Raw genomic sequence first — 20337 nt, forward strand, 5'->3', positions numbered from 1 at the left:
AGCAAAATCGAATGCATCATAACCCCCCACTGTAAAACCTTTCTAAATACTTATTTAAAGTTGAATTTTGATGGAGTCTCATCTTTTTCCTTCTTTTTGAGCCTCTATATTAAAATAGTATCCTACACACAACAAAAATTTCTATTTTAATAAGGATAATATTTCCCGAAAATTCAACCAATGATTTTATATATAAAACGAAATATTGACTGAGTTTTCACAAACATGAAGAAAAGCACTAAACCTTTTAGAGTATTTAGTGCTTTTCAATTTCTATTTTTATGGTTTTCCTATTTTTACGATAAGTTGATTGTTCTCATAGGTTGGGTTAGTTGATAGGTGTCAATCTAAAGTAACCTATGTTTACATCATATAAACTGCTGCCGCTGCCTGAAGGATTATTCGTTTGATTATAACCAGTTACCAAGAATCTAAAGGTATGATTCCCAGCCCCTGTAATTGTCACCGTTCCTGCCTTAATGGAATCATAGACAGTCGCTGATCCTGAAACCGACTCATCAATGGGATTAAGGGTTGGCTGTGTTTCGCCATCAACATATAATGTCATAGTGCCTCTAGCCGCTTTTTTCTTCGAGGTAACCTCAACTGAATAGGTACCTTCTGGAATATTTTTCAGTTCATATTCCAAATAAGAACCTGGAGCGGTAGCACCTGTTATTTGTTGGAATATACCAAATCCCATTAATGGGTTACTATCTGTAGATGTACTAGCTTTGCCGGAAACAGCAAAAGTTTTCAAACCGACAAATTGAAGATTTGGCGAATTACTGCCTTCTCCTTGAATAGTGGTTTGGATAACAATTTTATATTCGGTCGTTTTGGAATGGTCCTCAGATGTTACCAACAATAAATCTCCAGATTTCAAGACACCAGATTTTTTATTATGGCTGCTGTCTGTAAACTCATAAATTTGTTGTGAACCATTGTCAGCAGCTGTAATTTCATTTTTAAGATCCGTATCAGTTGTTCCAACTATTGCTGTAATGGTACGATTTGTTAAATCAATCGCCGATTGACCAGTATCAACATTAACAAGATGTTCATGATCACTGGCTTCCTTAATTTCTGTTGAAGACTTATCACCTGAAGCAGGTGCTGGTGCAGGATATACTACGCGATTCACTTGTGAGTTTGTAATGTTAACCGCCGGACTGACATCAGGAATTGCTACTTCCATTCCTTCTCCAGTCTTATACTTGACGTTTGTAAATTCGAAATTATTCGTCTTCATTACAGCGATAGAAGCAGCGCTAGGGTCACTCCCCTTTTCTAAAGACGCGTTATGAATAGAAACTTTATCCGACTCATCAACATAAACCGCATACCTGTCATCATTATTCTGGAACTCGGTCGTCAGATTATTGACAACCACATTCGTTGCATATTTTACAAGCAGACCATAAACAGGTGAGCCATTGTTAAAATATCCGCCCGGATCGTAGTTATTGCCTAACTCATATTTTGGGACAATGGAGGTATTACTGTATGGCTGGCCGCCTTTCTGAATAAATTTAATATTATTCAGTGTGATATCCCGTACTGAAGATGCATTTTTATATCCCACTACAACTGCCGGACCCATATTATTTATATGTGTCCCGACTAGTCCGAAATAGTCTTGACCAATATGTGTCACATTATTTACCCGAACGTTTTTGATGCTGCCGATTGGACGCGTGGATGCTTTCCCTGAGTCGCCTCCGTTTCGATTTCTTCCGGTTAGATTGATCGAAATCGGAATACTTGTATTTGTAAAAATAGCACCATCTAAAGTGACATTTGATATGGTAGCACCATCGTTTTCATTTATGTTAAATCCTGCTTTATAAACACCATAACCATGTAAATTTGTAACATGGATATCTGATGTGTCTGCTGCTGTTTCTGAACCGATCTTGAAAAGATTACATTCTGTACGGCCAACAATATTATCGACAAGAAAATCTGAGCTTGCTCTTCTAAAACCTAACGAAAAGTCTGAGCCCAATTTTACAATATCGTCTGTTTGTACAGCAGTATAGATGTTTTTAACTGTTACATGATTATCTGACATTAAGTCAAATAAATCCCTTTGTCTTTGGCCATAGCTTAGCGCACTTTCAATCCCATTCTTATTCTTCGCAGTTCCATTCAGGTAATAAATATCGTGAAGATTCATATGATCAACACCTGTTGCAAGAAGGACAAAATGCCCGCCCCGTCTAAAATGAAGGGCATCAGGAATCCCTTTCGGATCTGAGTTTAGATTAGGATTATAGTTCGCATATGGTATGACCGGATTATTCGTATCCCCTTCGTCATAATACTTTCCTGTCTGCGGGTTAATAGTAGGTCCATCATTTGTAATATCATCCGGCAAATTATTAGTCGGATTTTCGATATGTCCACCCAATTCAAAATTGGTTGATAGTTTTAAAGATATTAATTTATCACCAAGATCGAAGGATTCGTTAAAATTGTTAACCGTATTTTGGTTCACATCAATAATTGGTGTATCGCCCTTATTCGCATCCTGGGCTGTAATCGCACCATTACCATCGATGACACCTGAGCCCAAAATCTTAAAGTTATCAATTCTTAATCCGACAAACAACGCATCATTGAAGAAAGAATGTCCGATGTCTTGTGCATTATTATTTCCTCCATATGGGCCAGATTTGGAATTATCCGGTGTATATGGAATATAAGGGCTGGCTAGATAATACGGCTCCGGCGTATCGATTCCATGTAATTTTGCGAGAATGGTAGCATCTGAATCCAGATATAGGTACACATTGCTTCGTAGATGTATGGTGCCGGTTAAATAATCGCCTTTACTAAAGAGAACCATGCCTCCGCCCGTAGCTGCAGCATCATCTATACTTTTTTGAATGGCTTTCGTATCATCTGTTTCACCATCCCCAGCTGCATGTCCATACGTTTTTACATCAAACTTTCCTGTATAAAATTTGGCAATATTTGAATCACCAGCGTTCGTTCCGCCTGTCACAACTAACTTAAACTGATACAGTTTATTTGACGGCAAATTGCTGATATGTGCACTTGTAGAAGATGCTGTAATAGGTTTATCGAGAACAGCATCCGTCCAATTAATGCCGTCGGTTGTTTGTTTAATCGCTACACCTTTTGCTCCTGCAGGTGCAGTCCAGTTAAGAGAAAGGCTATTGTAGGTTTCGCCCGTTTCTTTATAAGTGAGACTCGTATCAATTACCCTGTGGAAATCGGTAACGGTCTTGACGGAATGAAACGGTGCATTTTTTAAGACCACTCGATTCCTTCCATTAGGTGTATAGGAGGCACTAAATTCATAGTCTCCGAAAGAAGGAACCACTTTATTTTTCAGGAAAAGCTGAATATCCACACCGTTGTTTGGCAAAAGATCCAGTCCTGTAAAGGTGATGGTTTGCCCGCCATTGCTAATGACCGCTGTTGGAGCGCTTTTACTCGCACCTACCACATCGGTGCCATTCTTTTTGATGGTTTCAAAACCGGCAGTATCATTTAATTTGATGCGGTCCTGTCCAATAATACTTACTTCATCATCCCCATTTGCGGATATTCCTTTTGGCAGGTTAATGGTAACAGACGTATTTCTTATTCCGTCTGTATTTGCATCATTTGGCCTTTTATCCTCGGGATTAATGGAAAAATCAACTTCCAAATCGCGCGTAGTTCCTTCCGTCATCGTATCATTAAGCACTGCAAAAGGGCCATCACCCTGAATCACACGCTGAACATTGACTTCACAGGCTGCTGTTTTGTTTTGATCAACAGAAGTTACCGTGATGACTGCCTTCCCCTCACCTACAGCTTCAATTAGACCATTCTTCACCTTAACAATCGATTCATCACTGGAAGACCATGTTAAATCTTTATTTGTCGCAAATGACGGAGTTACAGCAGCTGTCAGCTGCTTTGTATCACCGACATTAAGTGTTACCTTTTCAGCGTCCAATGTAACTTTTTCAACAGGGATGGTTGAACCATCGACATAGATTACATAATTGACGCTGCTGCCATTATAATCGGTAATTTCAAGGATGCTGCCATTCGTTAAAAGATCTGTCCCTATAAGAGCTTTTCCTTGATCCGTAAATGCAATACCTTTTACATTTCCGGTGATTGAAATATTCGATAAGGCCTTGTTTACAGTTGTGGAGGACGGAACTTTAATGGCCTTTGTCTCTCGGTCAATCGGATAAGAAGTAGTTAGCTTATAACCGTAGACCTCAATCTCGCGAATCCCCGGCTGTGTTTTTGTAGGTGCGGAACTTCCGTCCATCTTCGTCATGACGACCTTAATATAACGAGCGGTCACCGGAGCTGCTGAAGAAAATTGATCGACATACAAACCGGACTTATCGGTATTGGAATCTTTATCCACGATCAGTGTTCCGCCGTCTTTTAAGTCTAACTCCGAGCTTTCATCCTTCCAATCCTTACCATTCAATTCGTTTCCGGCATATATTTTGTATCCAAAGGACTTTCCGTTTTCAACAAAATAATTTTTAATCGCGGAAAGATTGTACACATCACCTAAATCGATGATCACCCACGAAGGAAAGCTGTAATTGCTGCTTGCATCTCTAAATGGTGCCCATACGCCAGTTGCGGTATTATTATCGGTTATTCCATCAGTGACAAAAGAGCCGTATTGGCTGCCGCCTTTTACACTGCTTGCACTGACAGGTTTTAATAAAGCGATGTTACGGATAAAGAGATTATAGACCCGCTTATTTTTTCCATCTTCAGATGTAACAACTAACTTCATATCAGGTGCAATTGGTGTATCTTTACTTACAAGAGTTACACCATCTTTTTGATAAAGTTTTACAGTGGATCCAAATGGAAGATTAATATTTTTTAGATATTCAGCTAAGGTGGCAGCTTCTCCTGGTGCTTCAATTTTAGAATCTGGCATAGGACTATGTGGTTTTCCTTTAGAATCAAATGGAGATGATTCTAAAACCAAATATTTTTCGGATGTAACTCTTGTATCGTTGCCAAGAATGCCGTTCCATTTTGCTTTATCCGAAACGGTTTTGCCGTTTTTAGTACCTTCTACACGGATTGTATGCTCACCTAATCCGATATCAACATTTGACCAGGTAAATACCGTATCATTTTGCGAATCTTTAAGTGATGACCTCTTAACCGTACCTTTCTTAACTCCATCTACATACAGAGTAACTTCATCGCAGTTACTGTATGCCTTTACTACAGGAATACTGTGCGGTCTATTTTCAAATCCTTCTGAAGTTAATTTTATCATTGGCTTATCGGTCCAAACGGATTGGTAAAAATAATAAGCGTCTTTCTTCGTTTGACGATCTCGGGTTACCATACCCTTATCGTTAATCCCAATCTGGCCTCCTTCGTCTTTTTTATAAGAAGCGAAGTCAAAAATATTCCAAATGAACTTACCCCAAATTTCCGGTCGCTTTTTCATCTGTGCCCAATCGCCTTCATGTACCAATGACTGATATTCCATCGGATGCCAACCGCTTGTTGACGGCAATACGTCAGTGTTTGTCGGGTTATCCATATGCTGGAACGCATTAGCGCCTGCCCCGTATTCACTGACACCAAGCGGTGAAGTAGAAACCGCATTTCTGCCATTGTAATACGAAGTAAACTCGTTAATATCAGATACATACCAACCACTGTAATGGTTAATGGCCTTTAGATCTGTTGGGACTTGATAATATAAATCGTTACTTCCTTGGTCCGTCGCAAGGGTTGTCAGTCTGGTCGGATCCAATTGATGGGCAAGATTGCTCAGCGTCGTCATTAAAATTCCGCCTAAATAATTGCCCGCACTATCCGTATCATAATTTGGCATCTCATTACTCATACCCCAGAACATAATCGAAGGGTGGTTGTAATGCTGGAGGACCATTTCCGTTAATTGCTGTTTAATATTTTCTTCAAAGGCGGGATCAATATTTTTCTTGTCCGCAGTCTCCGTAAATTGTTTTACGAGAGGAATTTCGGTCCAGACAGCATAACCTAATTCATCGGTTGTGTCATATTCCCACGCAGCATGTGGATAATGAACCATCCTTACGGCATTAACCCCCATGTTTTTCATGATGCCAGTATAATCAGACTTTCGGTCTTGTTCAGTGCTTGCCCAACCGATTCCATTCACATAGTCTTGATGGTAACCTACTCCATGCAAGTCAAGATATTTTCCGTTTAAGAAAAATCCATCATTTTTGTCAACACGATAGTAACGGAATCCCAAATTTTGTGTGACAAAATCTAATTTTGTCTTCCCTTTATCATCTGTAACCTGAACATCGACATGGTACAAATAAGGGTCCGCTAATCCATTCCAAAGGTGAGGATTTTTCACAGTTGTATTTTTATCAAATTGATAACTTCCGTTCGCAGGGACGTTAGCAGAATCTTCAATTGTATTAACGATGTTTCCGTTTGCGTCTTTAAGCATTGCTGTTACTTTAATAGGCTTATCTGCATTCGAGTTATTTACAATTTTTGTTTTTACATTAAGGCTTGCACTGTCTTGTGAAACATTCGTGGCAGTCAAATATACACCGGGAGAAGCATGGTCCATTGTATCGATATGAATCGGATTGGTTGCAATAATCGATACATCCCTATACAAACCGCCTTGCAGCGAGAAATCAAAACTTCCGGAATCAAGAGGAGCTATAGCCGGATCATTTGCGTTATTGACCTTAACAGAAATGACAGTTGGAACATCAAAAGTAATCAAAGATGTAATATCAAATCGAAATGCTCCAAATCCTCCAAGATGCTCACCAGCATGAACACCATTTACATACACATCGGCTCTAGTTGAAGCCGCTCCAAATTCAAGATAAATCTGCTTGCCTGAATAAGTTGCGCTGTCAAAGTCAATCGTTTTGCGGTACCAGCCGATGCCGCGCTTATAATTGGCAGATGCAGCATCGTCAGCATTCCATGTATGCGGCAGGTTAATATTCTGCCAAGCAGAATCATCAAATGATCCAGCTTCTGCACCAGCAACATTTCCATAATTAAACTTCCAGCTGCTGTCTATATTTGTAACAGTTCGGCCTGCACCCAGTGCTGACAGATACCCCACTAAATCTCTCAATATTTTTGCCTGTTCTGCAGTTAACATCTTCCCTTCCTGGGCACTTACTTCATTAACAAATGCTCCAAGCGTGCCTTCTTTTGCATTCGTATCGCCCTTGGCATCTGCAGCTTTAGCGGCCTGCAGTTTAGAGGTTAACGAATTGGCCACTCCTTTATTGCTGATAAATTGCTCCGTTAACTTCATAAGACCATCATAGGTGACAGTAACGGTAAAGTTTGTAGAACCGTTTCCGATATTGCCTTCCTTATCTACAGCCACAGCGGAAAACTTGTTATAGCCAATTTTAAAAGTATAAGCATTTCCAACAATATCTTTGCACGTATTAGATACCAGTTCCGCACCAGATTTAACGTCACATTTAATGTTCACTTTTCTGTCCACTGTATAAGTTTCAGCATTTCCTGTATAAGTGATTCTCGGTGGTGCCATACTTTGCGATAATCCTTGCGTTCCTGACGTTTGGGCGAATGCACCGGAAGCCAGGGTTGATGAAAATAAGACAAACGCAAGCATTATGGAAATAACCCTTTTAAACTTGTAAAACATGAAATCATTCCTCCTCTCATACCGATAAAAAAGGTGAGAAGACACAACAAGAATACACTCTTAAATGGTCGCTTTGTCTTGTTGGTCTTTTTTGTTATTTATTTGTTTGTGTTTGTTTATCAAGTAGATTTTTCCTATAATCCTTCAGCTGTTGAACTTTTGGTGCTTAATTCCCCTTTTACTGAATTGGAAATATTGTTCTTCCATGCATTAGTGCCTTCTACCGATGCTATCCGACTGCTGATTGTTTGACCGTCAATAGATTGACAGTCGATAAAAAACAGCACCGGAGCAAGCATGGTTCGGACAAAAAAGCGCTTTCATTTTTTTTCACTCCTCCCTCATATATTTTTAAATTTCCGTGAAAAGCCTTACTCACCCTCCCTCTAGTTGCTATGCAAACTAGCAGCCCATTTTGTTTTCATTCAAACCGCAATAGTTAAACGCTTATAGAATGAATTCATAAAAATTCTAGCACATTTGTAAATTTGTAGTTATCTATTGATTTTAGAATATTTTGCAAATTCTTTAGTTTTTTTACACTTAATTGTGAAATGAATAGAGGTCCCGCAATGGAAATTTCATTAATCCGACACGGTAGATCCTTGTGGACTGAAAATAATCCAATTACTTGTAAAGAATTTTAAAAATGGGTGGAACAGTATGATTGCAGTGCCTTAAGCATTCCTCGGTATTCACGACTCTTGCCATAAAATAAGGGCACCGTGACAATGGAACTTCCAAAGAATGATCGTCATAAATTTGCTGCTTCCCCACCAATTGGTATCGCGCTTCAGCATCCCTGTATATTGACTGCAAACTACCATTAAACCCTTTCTATCTCTTCCGTTATGGGAGTCTTTTGAGCATCGTCTTATAAAACCTTGCTGTGGTTCGAGGAACTTAAGGTTGATTTTTTCAATCGTCATTTTTTTCTTATCACTTAAATCTCCCACCCATATTTCCGATAAAAGCCAATATCAAATGGGTGCAAAAGGGATACTATCTGAACATTGTCCCGCATCTGTTTTAAGGATTCGAGAATAAATGATTTCACATAACCGGTTCGTCTATATTCGGGATAGGTGGCGGCTCCGGCTATACCGCCCATATTCCATTCTGCATCCTTTATGTATATGCTTAGCGGGATAATATGAAGTTTGGCTGCTTCTGCCAATCAGGATATGTATTATAGGCCTACTTTCCCCCTTTAATTCGACAAATTTCCAGGGAAATGCCCTTAACCAAACGTTTGTATAAAACCGGCTAATTCACAGGTCCTCTCCTTGTACTTAAGGAAAAATTTGCCGAAGGATGTATTAAGCACAGTATGTATTATTAGAGCCCAAATATTATTACCATAGAGGAAGTTAGAAAAGTAGTCCTAGCGGCATACTGCTTTAGTATAAAAAAAACGTTCCAGTTTGGGATAGAGAATATTTTATATCTAAGAAAAATAACTAATGGTAAAATTATCAAAAAAAGGGGAGGAAGAGAATGTCTGAAAAAAATCAAACAAACAATAGTTCAGTAATTTCTATAACTGCCGGTATTTTATCATTATTTATTCCTTTTATTGGTTTAATCTTAGGTATTATTGGAATAGTATTTTCAAGAATAGCTATAAAACAGATTAAAAAAACAAATGAAAATGGTAGAGGATTGGCAACCGCAGGTTTAATTTGTAGTATTGTTGGAGTCATTCTGCAACTTTTAATGATTCTGGGGTATGTTGCCTTTTTCTCAGTATCTAGTTATATAACCAACTAAAGAATGATGCGTGGGGACGGTTCTCATGTCCCATTCTGCTGTGCAAGTCCTGATTCTAGGATTGATACATGGGCTGAAAACGACTGAAAATGATGCACAAACATACTAAGATTAGTAGCACAAACCAAGGCCATGGTTTGTGCTACTATTTTTTTATAGTAGAAGTGAAGAATAGCCCGAGGACGGTTCCGGAACCTCGAGTTCGTTGTCACAAACTGGGCTACTTCACTGCCCTTATAGAATCAGTTTCAGTATGTTGGATCCTCGAGATCGTGTATAAGAAAAGGGAATCGATAAGGTGATGTGAAGACTTCTACATAAAAATTAAGGAGGGATATTATGCCGAGTGTAATTGCTTTTGATGTAAGTATGGGTAAAAGTTACATGGTTATTTATAACGCTGTACGCACTTGTATTTTTGAAGGGGAAATCATTCATAATAGGCCACATTTTGAAGAGCTAAATAAATTAATTGTTGAATTAATTCGCAAAGATGGACAAGCACCGGACATTGTATTTGAAGCTACTGGAGTATACTCAAGACAATTAGAGCGCTTTATGAATGATTACGGTTTTTCCTATTCCCTGTTAAATCCACTCGAATCGAAGCTTCAAACGGCCTCGATGCGCATCCATAAGACTGATAAAAGTGATGCACATCGACTAGCCCAAACTCACTTTACAAATGAAAGACGCACAAAAAAGCGACAAGAAAATTATTACAATCAAATGAGGGCTCTTTCTCGATACTATGAAGAATTGGATGATGAACGGACTTTGGTCCGAGGTCGAATGCATTCATTACTGCAGTTGACATTTCCGGAACTGGAAAAACTTTTTACACAAAAATCTGAGTTATTCTTAAACATCGTACAGTTATTTCCACATCCGGATTCCGTTAAGCATCTATCAAAAACTGTTGTACGTAATAGGATAATAGCTAATACAGACAAAAGATTAGCTCCAAAGGCAGCTGAGAAAAAAGCTATACAGTTATTAGAAGCAGCACAGGACTCCTATCCTGCAGTGGATATGAATGATATACGGTGTGAGCAGCTAAAAGACTATGCAAATCGGTATTTAGCGTTATTAAGAAAACAAAAGGAATTAATCGACCTGATGGTCGAACTTTCGAAGGAACGAAAGGAATATCGAATATTATTAAGTCTCCCAGGAATAGGAGAAAATACGGCCGTTCGTTTAATTGGTGAGTTGGGGGATATTTCACGGTTTGACAATAACAAGCAATTAAACGCCTACACAGGAATTGACATAAGGCGTTTTCAATCAGGCCTCTTCTTTTACAAGGATGCGATCAATAAGCGTGGAAACAGCCATTTGCGTAAGATATTGTATTTTACAATTCAAAATATGATCCGCCACCGCCGTTTAGGAAACAATCATTTTGTGGATTATTACGACAAATTAAAAACGCAACCTTATAACAAATGTCATAAAGTTGCGTCCATCGCGTGTGTGAATAAGTTACTGAAATGCCTATTCCACCTTATTACACACAATCTCCATTACGATTACCAGTTGGCCGCTGGCAAGTAATGCTTGATTAATTATATCACAAACTGCCCCTAGCTAAAAATTGGAAATAGCTAGGCTTCTTAACTATGCTCAAAAATCCTCAATGAAAAACATTTAGAATCAAATTTCATAAAAACCCTTGACTAATCGTAAGAAGAACCGTCCCCATGCATCACAAATTAGGCGCATTTCTTCTTAGTAGAAATGCGCCTAATATTAGGTGAAGCAGGAGAATGATCTCCACACTTCTTAGTATTTATATGATTGTCCGCCATCAATTGGAATGACGGTTGCGTTGATGAAGTTGGCTTGATCTGATAATAAGAATGCTACTAAATAACCTACTTCTTCTGGTTTACCGAAACGTTTCATTGGGTTTGGCTGAACAAATTGTTTTCCTACCTCTTCCCAGTTATCTGGATCCATTTGTTTTAATGAACCTTCGACCATCGGAGTCATGATTGCACCTGGTGCAATGGCTTTGATGCTGATTCCGTATTGACCGTATTCAATTCCAGAGTTTCTTGTTAAGCCGACCACGCCGTGTTTACTAGCTGCATAACCAGATTGATTTCCTACTCCTCGAATACCGCCAACAGAAGCAGTATTAACAATAGAGCCAAAGCCTTGTTCTCTCATGACTTTCAATACGTGTTTCATACCATAAAACACACCATTTAAATTGACGCCAACTACTTTTTGGAATTCCTCAATGCCAAAATCCTCTGTAAGGTTTTGTTTTCCTTCGATTCCTGCGTTGTTGAAGAAACCATCGATTTTACCAAATTTCTTAACTGTTTCATTTACATAGTTTTCAACGGCTTGTTCATCTGCCACATTCGCAGTGATCAGCAACACTTCTGCGTTTGGTGCAACTTCTAACACTTTGCCTTTTGTTTCTTCTAATGAAGCAGCATTTAAATCAACAAGTGAAAGTTTTGCTCCTTCTTTTGCAACTTGCAGGGCAGAGGCTTGACCTAAACCAGAACCTGCACCTGTAATTAAGACTACTTTCCCATCAAAACGATTACTCATTAGTAATTCCTCCCTTTAAGTCTAAAGCATATTTTTAAAAAATATTTTTAATTAAAATATCTCACATTAAGGATATATGCACCTTTGAAAGGGGATCTTTTCTACATAATCCCCTTGATTTATTATTGCGCTGTATACCCGCCGTCAACAGTCAAACTATTACCAGTCATGAATGAAGAATCATCAGAAGCCATGAATAACACTGCTTTTGCCATTTCTTCTGCTTTCCCCAGACGTTTCATCGGTGTGACAGCAGCTAAAGCCTGCTTGCTTTCTTCAGGGATAATTGGTGTATCAATAAAACCTGGGCATAATGAATTAATACGAATATTTTGTTCAGCATATTCAAGTGCAAGGGAACGAGTTAAGTTAATCACGCCGCCTTTTGCCGCGTTATAGGCTGCTGAACCTGGTGACCCAACCCAACCGTACATAGATGCTGTATTCACAATCGTACCGCCGCCTGTTTTTAGCATTTCACGGATGGATTCACGTGCTACCAAGAAGACGCCATCTAAGTCAACATTTACAGTGTTGCGCCATTCTGAGTATTCTAATTCATGTGAAGGATGAACACGGCCAATACCGGCATTGTTGAAGACCACATCCACTTTGCCGAATGTTTCAACGGTTTGTTTAAAGATATTTGCGACTTCTTCTTCACTCGTAATATTGGCTTTTATAAAAAGAGCCTCCGCATTAAGCGTTTTCAATTCTGCTTCAAAAGCTTTACCTTTTTCCTCATTTAAATCAACAAGAACCACTTTGGCTCCTTCTGAAACGAATAAACGTGCTGTTGCTGCCCCAATACCAGATGCTCCACCGGTAATCACAGCTACTTTGCCTTGTAATTTACCCATACTAAATCCTCCTCGTATTAAGAATTCTTTAGCACATTATTGAGAAAAATAATAGATATATCTATTATCTGTGCTTTTTTGTTCACAATTAAATTGTACTATTTTGTTCACATTATACAATCATTAAGATATCATTAAGTGTCTACTAGCTAGACACTTATGCTAAATCTGTCTATATTGAGGGAGTTTTTTTCATGAATAATGAACAAAATACAACATCTCAACGGCAAAATCGGACAAAAGCACATTTAAAGCACGCATTAATTGAACTCATAAAAGAAAAGGGGTACCATTCCGTTACAGTAAAAGACATTGTCGATCATGCCGCCTATAATCGCAGCACCTTTTATATCCATTACATAGATAAAGTGGAATTGGCTGAGGATTTACTTGTTTCCATGCTTGAGGGATTGGAGGATTCCGTAGGCAAAGCATATGTAACTGGACAAAAGGTTCAGACAGCCAAGCTAAATGCCCCATCTTTTAATATCGTTTCTTATATCTACAAAAATCAGAATTTTTTCACATTGATCAATTACGATGACACGTTACCAGGATTGCATACACGGTTCCCTCAAACAATCATAAAAATCTATAAGGAACAATTTATTTTCGAAACCATCAACAATATCCCAGTGAATATGGATTATTTTAAACGTTACACAGCCTACGGCTTTTACGGGCTCCTCCAAAATTGGATCGAAAATGGCTTCAAAGAACCGCCAGAACATTTTATCCAAGAAGCCATTGAACTAACGAAAACTCATATTTACTCATTTCAATATATTGGACATAACAAATAAATGATGCATGGGGACGGTTCTCATGCATCATTTTGCGATTGCCGGTTTCAGGTTCCATCATTGTGTTTATCAGGCTAACTTCAATTGAAATGTTATACAAGGACCGTTCGAGACCATTAGAATTATAATGAAATGAATAGGAGTCCCCGCAATGGAAATTTCATTAATCAGACACGGCAGATCTTTATGGACTGAAAATAATCCAATGACATGTAAGGAATTTAAAAAATGGGTGGAACAGTATGATGGCAGTGGGGTATATTCGGAAAACTCCTATCCATCTGAAACTCTAAGATTGATGTCTGCTGCAAATATTGTCATTACAAGCGACTTAAAAAGGTCTATCGAGTCTGCAAGTTATTTAAACTCAAACATAAAAACAATCTCCGCCCCGTTGTTTCGCGAAACAGAACTTCCTTCTCTTTCAAAAAATTTTGGGGGCTTAAAGCTCAAACCAAATATTTGGACAGTTTTTTTGAGATGTCTTTGGTTCAGTGGCTATTCCATAGAGTGCGAATCTCTTAGTGATGCAAAAAACAGAGCGAAGGCAGCATCTGAACGTTTAATAGAATTTGCGAAAGAAAAGGACGTTGTAGCGCTAGTCGGACACGGATTTTTTAATATGTTGATAGCAAAAGAACTTTTAAAATCAGGTTGGATAGGTAAAGCAAAAACAAGTTCTAAGCACTGGCATTCAACCACTTATTCATTTAATAAATAATTGGCAATCTGATTACCGTCACTGCCGTCAATCGTTATGGTGCAGTGTTCTGATTATTTTTCATGTTTTTATATGGACACTTTATGGGGGATAAAATGCTTCAAATACTGAAGAATTCAAGTCATTTGATTATTGTCATACACGAAATCTATGGCATTAATCAACATATGGAGAACTTTTGTGAATTATTATCAAAACAGGATTTTGATGTAATCTGCCCGAACTTAATAGAGCGGGAACAACCTTTTACTTATTCTGAAGAGGAGATTGCTTACCATCATTTTATGAACAATGTAGGGTTTTCCGAAGCTGTACACAAAATAAAGAATCTATTGTTAGAGGTTAAAAATAATTACGAAAAAATATATTTGATTGGATTCAGCGTTGGCGCAACTGTTGCTTGGCTGTGCAGTGAGGAAGATAGTCTGGATGGGGTCGTTGCCTATTATGGTTCGAGAATTCGAAATTACCTACAGATTGTCCCTCAATGCCCTGTGGTTTTATTCTTTCCAGAAGAGGAACAATCCTTTAATGTCGATCAGTTAATTTCAATTCTTGATAAAAAAAATATCGAAATACATAAATTTAATGGACAGCACGGATTTAGCGACCCTTACTCTGCTAAATTTAATAAAAAATCGTTTCAAAATGCCCTCAACGAAATGTTAAACTTTTTAAAGAAACATCAATGATAAAATGGGTGAATCAATCCTTAATATATAACAAGTTTCCATCTGTAGTTACACGAGAAAATTGCCGTAGAATGTCAAATGATGCACAAGGACGGTTCTCTTGTACCATTCCGCGGTGCCGGTTCAGATTCCATCTCCGGCATATCCCCAAAGAAAATATTTAAATTGTAGAAGCAACTACGTAAATTTTTCATATGCATAATATAGGACATGAAGAAGTTTCTTTTAATTGAAGCGCCTTAAGACGCTTCTTTTTTTACTTCGCTATTTAGGTAAATAAGGATAACTTTTGCTTTAAATTATTCATCTTCTTTTAGGTATTTTTTATTGTTTAAAAGAAAATAATTACATCAATACCTATAGAAGGAGATGATTAAATGACAAACAGCAATGGCATCCGAAGCATATTAGGTATAGATGTACGGGCTCGTTCCTCTGTTAATGATAGTGAGGAATATGATCCTTTTAAAAACCCAATCATTCATAAACAAATAAACGGACGAGTTATAGTACCACTTAATACCACAAGACTATGGGGGAGATAACTCCCCCCTGCTTCGCAATTTTTTGTCAAGTGCAACGTTAATCATTAATTGATTCTTCAAAACTGCCCTGTTAGCACGATAAGAAAACGGGATCGCCGCAGACATCCCATCTTTAACATAATTTTGCAATTATTTTTTGCGTCTTGTTACTAAACATTTGCTTAAAAATTCAAACCATCTCTAACAGCAACCATGATGGAATGGATAGCCGCCATACCCGTGATGGAATGGGTAACCGCCAAATCCGTGATGGAATGGGTATCCTCCATATCCCATACCGTAACCATGATATCCTCCATATCCCATACCATAACCAGGATATCCTCCATATCCCATACCATAACCAGGGTATCCTCCATATCCCATACCATAACCCATACCGGTTCCAAAGAATTGTCTTTCCATTTTATATCTCCTCCTCAAATTGTTTCAAAAATAGTGTATGTGTCCATATTTACAGAGGAATAGATATTTGCCTATTTATTAAACTATTCTTCATTGTATTTGTATTAAGCAAAAGTCTAGAATTTTACTTCCTTCTTGTTATACTAAACAGGCCTGTTTCCTTACTGGCAGCTTCTGATCTTCAACTAAAGCACCCGTTTGTTTAAGTGAAAACTTTCACAATATTGAACAAATAAATTTCCCCCTCATTACAAGGAAGTTTTTCCTGTTCATCTTCAAAACGAGGCAAGAACATTTCCACTGCACCCATATATTTCCTACAGGAACAGGAATACAGGCTCCACTTAATAGTAAAATGAATAAATTGTACCGACTAACGACTTACAAATTTTAAGGAGTTGAATAATATTGTCAAATCCCACCATACCAAATATTACGCCTACTATTTCGCTTAGCACCGCTCAAACTATACCGTTGCTATTGTCTTCCATCGCACTTGAGGAAATAGCTCTCGCTCACCTGATAAATGCAGAAGCAGAGAAACTTCAATTTGTTTTAGGTACATTACCCCATACAAAAACTAAGTTTTCCCCTGCAACTGTTTCTTTGTCAGATCTTATTGCTATTAATGAAAGTGTTCAAAGAACTCTTCGTGACGTCATCAAGAAAGAAATGCTGCTTGAGTTCAAGTTTGAAAACGTTCTGGATTTAATCGCACTTAGTCCTTCCGTAAAGCATCGTTCGCATCGTTCGCATCGTTCGTCTGGTTCGTCTGGTTCGTCTGGTTCGTCTGGTTCGTCTGGTTCGTCTGGTTCGCATCGTTCGCATCGTTCGCATCGTTCGCATCGTTCGCATGGTTCGTCTGGTTCGTCTGGTTCGTCTGGTTCTCATGGTTCGTCTGGTTCGTCTGGTTCGTTTGGTTAGCCAGCTACCGAACAGTTACCTTGAGCAGTGGTACAGACGTATTATGTTCTTTAGGAACAGGCGCTGGTACTACGCCTCTTACTATTAAATCGGTAACAGCGACCTAAAAGGAATCATAACTTGTTGTAGAGAGTACACGTAATCATTAAAAATTTTGTTCACACAAATCTGACAAATTACCATGCCCGACTCTCTATTCATATGTTGAATTAAAGTGATTATTAGATACATGGTGAGGGTAAAAACGCAGAATCTTCAAAACCAACTACAAACGTTGGGAATGGATAAATTTCAAGTGGGTGCGTTAATTCCTATTGATCCAAACCTCAATGATCCTCGTCATTTTGAAGGTATGCGATGTGGTGGTGGAATGCGATGTGGCGGCTTCCGTTGCGGAGGATTCCGATGTTTCGGTTGCTTCGGCTGTGTAGGTTGTGGCGGTTGTGGTGGCTGTGGTGGCTATTATGGTTATGATTATGGTTATGGCTATGGTTATAATGATACAGTCATTGTTATATAAAAAGAAGTGCCCCTGCATTGTGTGTTGTAGGGCACTTCCTTACTGGTGATCATAATTGACAAAAAGTCGTACATAAACTAAAAATGCACAATCTTAACGGTTGAAATTCGTTGCTTCAATTAGTCGAGTAGAATGGAGACTTTCTACCTTTCGGTAGATTGTACTCCACCCCCTTACAGAACCGTGCTTGCACTATTAATGCACACGGCTCCTCCTAGTTACCATTCACATTTCTGCTATCCTTAATAGTTTTGTTTCCATCATTATTCCTACCTCAGAGTGTAGTAAATGTGTCCCTATTAAGGTTGATAACTGGTAGCTAGCCTTTCCTCCATCGGCATTACTCAACTTCACTGGTACTACGCTGCTATCCGACTCCCTATTCGGCATTTGGCTTCCTTGCTTGTTATCGCTTGTACACCATACTCTTCCATTAAGAAAAGACCAATAGAGTCTCCCGAGTTGCCGTATCATATCAATGTGTAACGTGCCAAGGTCTCTGACTCCAGAGAGGTTTTATCCATCTTGCCTTAAACGATGGATAAAATGTAGCTTTCTGTTGCAGGTAAAACATCAGCCCTCTCGTTTTACTAACATTATGGAGCTCAATCCCTTCAACCAATTGGCTTTCGGCCCGCCACCTAACTGTCTACGCTTAAAGACTAAAGTTACCTTTGGTCCTCCAAGACTCGCTACGAGCGAATGGCAAGTTCTTACTCGACGGGAATCCCACCCGTTATATGATACGACCTAGGCTCGGCCGCACACCTGCCCCGTTGAATAAGAAAAGGAGCTGCCGAACAGCCCCTGTTATTCAAGTAAAGCCCCCGTAGTACAATAAGAAAACGGGATCGCTTTAGCAATCCCGTTTTTTAACCATCAAGGTTAGACGGTTTCTCGCGGGAAGAAATATCTAAAAGGTAGCATCAATCCCAGGAGAGATACAACAATGAAAACAACTTGATGGATATGATCATTCCCTGGCGGCAGTCCGCCAACCAAGTGCAAAGTCCAAAAGGTGGGATAATACCAGAGTGTAAGCCACGCCCATCTTTCTTTTCTTCTGTACGACGTAAGAGTTATCACGGTACCGAAAAAACCCATTCCTGTCGTTGCAACACCAAGAGCTCGAAGCAATCCTAAATCATATGGACCAGCAATCCTTGGATACGTTACAACTAATATTCCAAAGATCAAGATCCCAATTCCGTTAAATAGAAGGAACATCCAGCTGATTCTTAGAAGAACAGTCTGCTCTTTAAATTTTGCCAAATCCGAACACCCTTTGCCCGTTTTTAGTTCATTAATTTTTAACATAGTCTGTTTATTAGAGTCTACTATGTCTAATTAACTATTATAACTTGGGACATTTGCTCTATAACAAAAATGACCGCCGTAGCAATCTTGCTTAATATAAGCACACATTAGCTGAAAAGTGGATAAATTTTTATAACAGCCCATACCGTAATTACGCCCCGAATCAATATTATTATTAAACCGCCTTTCCAATTCTTCGGCTTACCATTTCTCATTAGTTCTTCTGCCTTAACCTCACAGTCAGATAATACATCTTTTGGTATCATCTTCAACCAACATTATCCCAAACGGAAGAAGAACTACCTCATCTAAATAGCCAAGAATGGGAATGAAATCTGGAATTAGGTCAATCGGACTGAACGCATAAGCGACAATACTAGCAGTAAATACTTTTGCAAACCAAGGTACTCGGTGATCTGAATAAATATCTGTCGTTTTAAATTTTTCGCCCAAGCCTTAATTTTTTTAAACATTTTATCTCCTAAAACAATTAAAGATTTTGCTTTTATTATAACAAAAGGGATTTTTTTTATTGAACTAACCTCCGTTAGTTCAATAAAAAAAGCCGACTCGATTAGCAATCTTTAAGGAAAGCACCCGTTAGCTGAAAAAGGAAAAAAGCGAACTCCTTTAAAGGAGCTCGCACACGTTGAATAATTGCGTTTATTCAGTATTCGCTTTATTTCGGATAAGTGACTTTAACTATTGCTCGTGGGGTCATTCAACATCCGTTTTTTTTGTACCTTTACTTATATAAGGTTTTGCACTCTTTTTTTTGTTTGTACTAGCTTGCCAACGATTCCAACCCTTCTTGTCTGTTCCTCTCCCTGTTCCACCTTTTCCTTTAGCTTTACTCATAAAATCACCCCATTATTATCTAGTCAAGTTACCTATCTGGTTAGTTTTAGTCATTTTACTCGGTTATTAACCAAGCATATTGCAATAAATGTTGCCAACAGAGTCTTTCTCTTTCTAAAAAAATAAAAAGAAGAAATTAGGTAATCCACAATTTATATGCTACACTTGGTTTACCATTTGATTTACTGTTTTCAAGTACCCTGCTCATTACCTGAGTGGGGTTATTTGTTTTTCTAAGAAAAATAAAAAACAGACTCTAAAAAAGAGTCTGTCCATGTTTGGCACTATTATTAAGCCTTACGAACGTTAGCTGCTTGTGCTCCACGTTGACCTTGCTCAACATCAAAAGTCACTTCTTGACCTTCTTCTAATGTTTTGTACCCTTCGCCTTGGATAGCTGAGAAATGAACGAATACGTCTTCTCCACCTTCACGTTCGATGAATCCGAAGCCTTTTTCACCATTAAACCATTTTACTTTACCTTTTTCCATGTTTGTTGCCTCCTAGTGTGTTAGCACACACAATGTATTACTATCCTTGCTCTCAGTGATCATCAAGACGAAAAGTTTTACTAATGCTATCCTTTACACCGAACAAAAATAATTCATAATCAGAATAACATTTTTTGAAATTATTTGCAAGGAACCATAATTCTTTAACTAAAGCACCCGAT

18 protein-coding genes are annotated in these 20337 nt (G+C 38.5%); 8 read left to right on the forward strand and 10 right to left on the reverse strand.

Annotated elements, in window-relative coordinates; translation table 11 throughout:
• Positions 1–328 precede the first annotated feature (328 nt).
• The 3 genes from KHA99_RS16030 to KHA99_RS31525 all read right to left on the reverse strand — a co-directional run bounded on the left by KHA99_RS16030 (position 329) and on the right by KHA99_RS31525 (position 8855).
• On the reverse strand, positions 329–7678 hold the full coding sequence (locus KHA99_RS16030; protein WP_213118476.1) for a glycoside hydrolase family 2 TIM barrel-domain containing protein: 7350 nt from the start codon (positions 7676–7678) through the stop codon (positions 329–331).
• 695 nt (positions 7679–8373) lie between these two features.
• Entirely contained in the window at positions 8374–8607 is a 234-nt protein-coding gene (locus KHA99_RS16035) for a hypothetical protein (RefSeq protein ID WP_213118477.1), read from the reverse strand.
• 14 nt (positions 8608–8621) lie between these two features.
• A complete protein-coding gene (locus KHA99_RS31525) occupies positions 8622–8855 on the reverse strand; it encodes a GNAT family N-acetyltransferase (RefSeq protein WP_213118478.1) in 234 nt (77 codons plus the stop codon).
• 320 nt (positions 8856–9175) lie between these two features.
• Here KHA99_RS31525 and KHA99_RS16045 point away from each other — a divergent pair, with 320 nt between their 5' ends.
• Positions 9176–9448: a DUF4190 domain-containing protein gene (locus tag KHA99_RS16045; RefSeq protein ID WP_213118479.1), complete on the forward strand. Its 273-nt coding sequence runs from the start codon at positions 9176–9178 to the stop codon at positions 9446–9448.
• 339 nt (positions 9449–9787) lie between these two features.
• Positions 9788–11005: an IS110 family RNA-guided transposase gene (locus KHA99_RS16050; protein WP_213118480.1), complete on the forward strand. Its 1218-nt coding sequence runs from the start codon at positions 9788–9790 to the stop codon at positions 11003–11005.
• 228 nt (positions 11006–11233) lie between these two features.
• On the opposite strand, the gene KHA99_RS16055 is transcribed toward KHA99_RS16050, so the two are convergent.
• Together KHA99_RS16055 and KHA99_RS16060 are read right to left on the reverse strand one after the other, a co-directional pair.
• The gene (locus KHA99_RS16055) at positions 11234–12019 is read right to left on the reverse strand and encodes an SDR family oxidoreductase (RefSeq protein WP_213118481.1); all 786 of its coding nucleotides are present in this window, start codon (positions 12017–12019) and stop codon (positions 11234–11236) included.
• Between the two features lie 122 nt (positions 12020–12141).
• Complete coding sequence (locus tag KHA99_RS16060) at positions 12142–12879, reverse strand: SDR family NAD(P)-dependent oxidoreductase (protein WP_213118482.1); 738 nt, start codon at positions 12877–12879, stop codon at positions 12142–12144.
• Positions 12880–13073: 194 nt separating this feature from the next.
• On the opposite strand from KHA99_RS16060, the gene KHA99_RS16065 reads away from it, so the two are divergent.
• The 4 genes from KHA99_RS16065 (at position 13074) to KHA99_RS16080 (ending at position 15640) form a co-directional block, all read left to right on the forward strand.
• Positions 13074–13682: a TetR/AcrR family transcriptional regulator gene (locus tag KHA99_RS16065; RefSeq protein WP_213118483.1), complete on the forward strand. Its 609-nt coding sequence runs from the start codon at positions 13074–13076 to the stop codon at positions 13680–13682.
• Positions 13683–13833: 151 nt separating this feature from the next.
• Complete coding sequence (locus KHA99_RS16070; RefSeq protein WP_213118484.1) at positions 13834–14403, forward strand: histidine phosphatase family protein; 570 nt, start codon at positions 13834–13836, stop codon at positions 14401–14403.
• Between the two features lie 95 nt (positions 14404–14498).
• Positions 14499–15095, forward strand: coding sequence for a dienelactone hydrolase family protein (locus KHA99_RS16075; protein WP_213118485.1), 597 nt, complete (start codon positions 14499–14501; stop codon positions 15093–15095).
• Between the two features lie 377 nt (positions 15096–15472).
• Complete coding sequence (locus tag KHA99_RS16080) at positions 15473–15640, forward strand: hypothetical protein (RefSeq protein WP_213118486.1); 168 nt, start codon at positions 15473–15475, stop codon at positions 15638–15640.
• Positions 15641–15801: 161 nt separating this feature from the next.
• Here KHA99_RS16080 and KHA99_RS16085 read toward each other — a convergent pair whose 3' ends face one another.
• Entirely contained in the window at positions 15802–15981 is a 180-nt protein-coding gene (locus KHA99_RS16085; protein ID WP_213118487.1) for a hypothetical protein, read from the reverse strand.
• 472 nt (positions 15982–16453) lie between these two features.
• Here KHA99_RS16085 and KHA99_RS31710 point away from each other — a divergent pair, with 472 nt between their 5' ends.
• Entirely contained in the window at positions 16454–16969 is a 516-nt protein-coding gene (locus KHA99_RS31710; protein ID WP_504740124.1) for an alpha-helical endospore appendage domain-containing protein, read from the forward strand.
• A 214-nt stretch (positions 16970–17183) separates the two neighbouring features.
• The gene (locus KHA99_RS16095; RefSeq protein WP_213118488.1) at positions 17184–17489 is read left to right on the forward strand and encodes a heterocycloanthracin/sonorensin family bacteriocin; all 306 of its coding nucleotides are present in this window, start codon (positions 17184–17186) and stop codon (positions 17487–17489) included.
• A gap of 885 nt (positions 17490–18374) precedes the next feature.
• Here KHA99_RS16095 and KHA99_RS16100 read toward each other — a convergent pair.
• The 4 genes from KHA99_RS16100 to KHA99_RS16115 all read right to left on the reverse strand — a co-directional run bounded on the left by KHA99_RS16100 (position 18375) and on the right by KHA99_RS16115 (position 20155).
• Positions 18375–18761, reverse strand: coding sequence for a hypothetical protein (locus KHA99_RS16100; protein ID WP_213118489.1), 387 nt, complete (start codon positions 18759–18761; stop codon positions 18375–18377).
• A 285-nt stretch (positions 18762–19046) separates the two neighbouring features.
• Complete coding sequence (locus tag KHA99_RS31530; protein ID WP_372447608.1) at positions 19047–19259, reverse strand: YkvA family protein; 213 nt, start codon at positions 19257–19259, stop codon at positions 19047–19049.
• Between the two features lie 264 nt (positions 19260–19523).
• The gene (locus tag KHA99_RS16110) at positions 19524–19664 is read right to left on the reverse strand and encodes a DUF3934 domain-containing protein (RefSeq protein WP_213118490.1); all 141 of its coding nucleotides are present in this window, start codon (positions 19662–19664) and stop codon (positions 19524–19526) included.
• Between the two features lie 290 nt (positions 19665–19954).
• Entirely contained in the window at positions 19955–20155 is a 201-nt protein-coding gene (locus KHA99_RS16115; protein WP_027322326.1) for a cold-shock protein, read from the reverse strand.
• Positions 20156–20337: the final 182 nt, after the last annotated feature.

Origin of the sequence: Neobacillus rhizophilus, assembly GCF_018343535.1 — a bacterium.
GTDB classification, from domain to species: Bacteria; Bacillota; Bacilli; order Bacillales; family Cytobacillaceae; genus Neobacillus; species Neobacillus rhizophilus.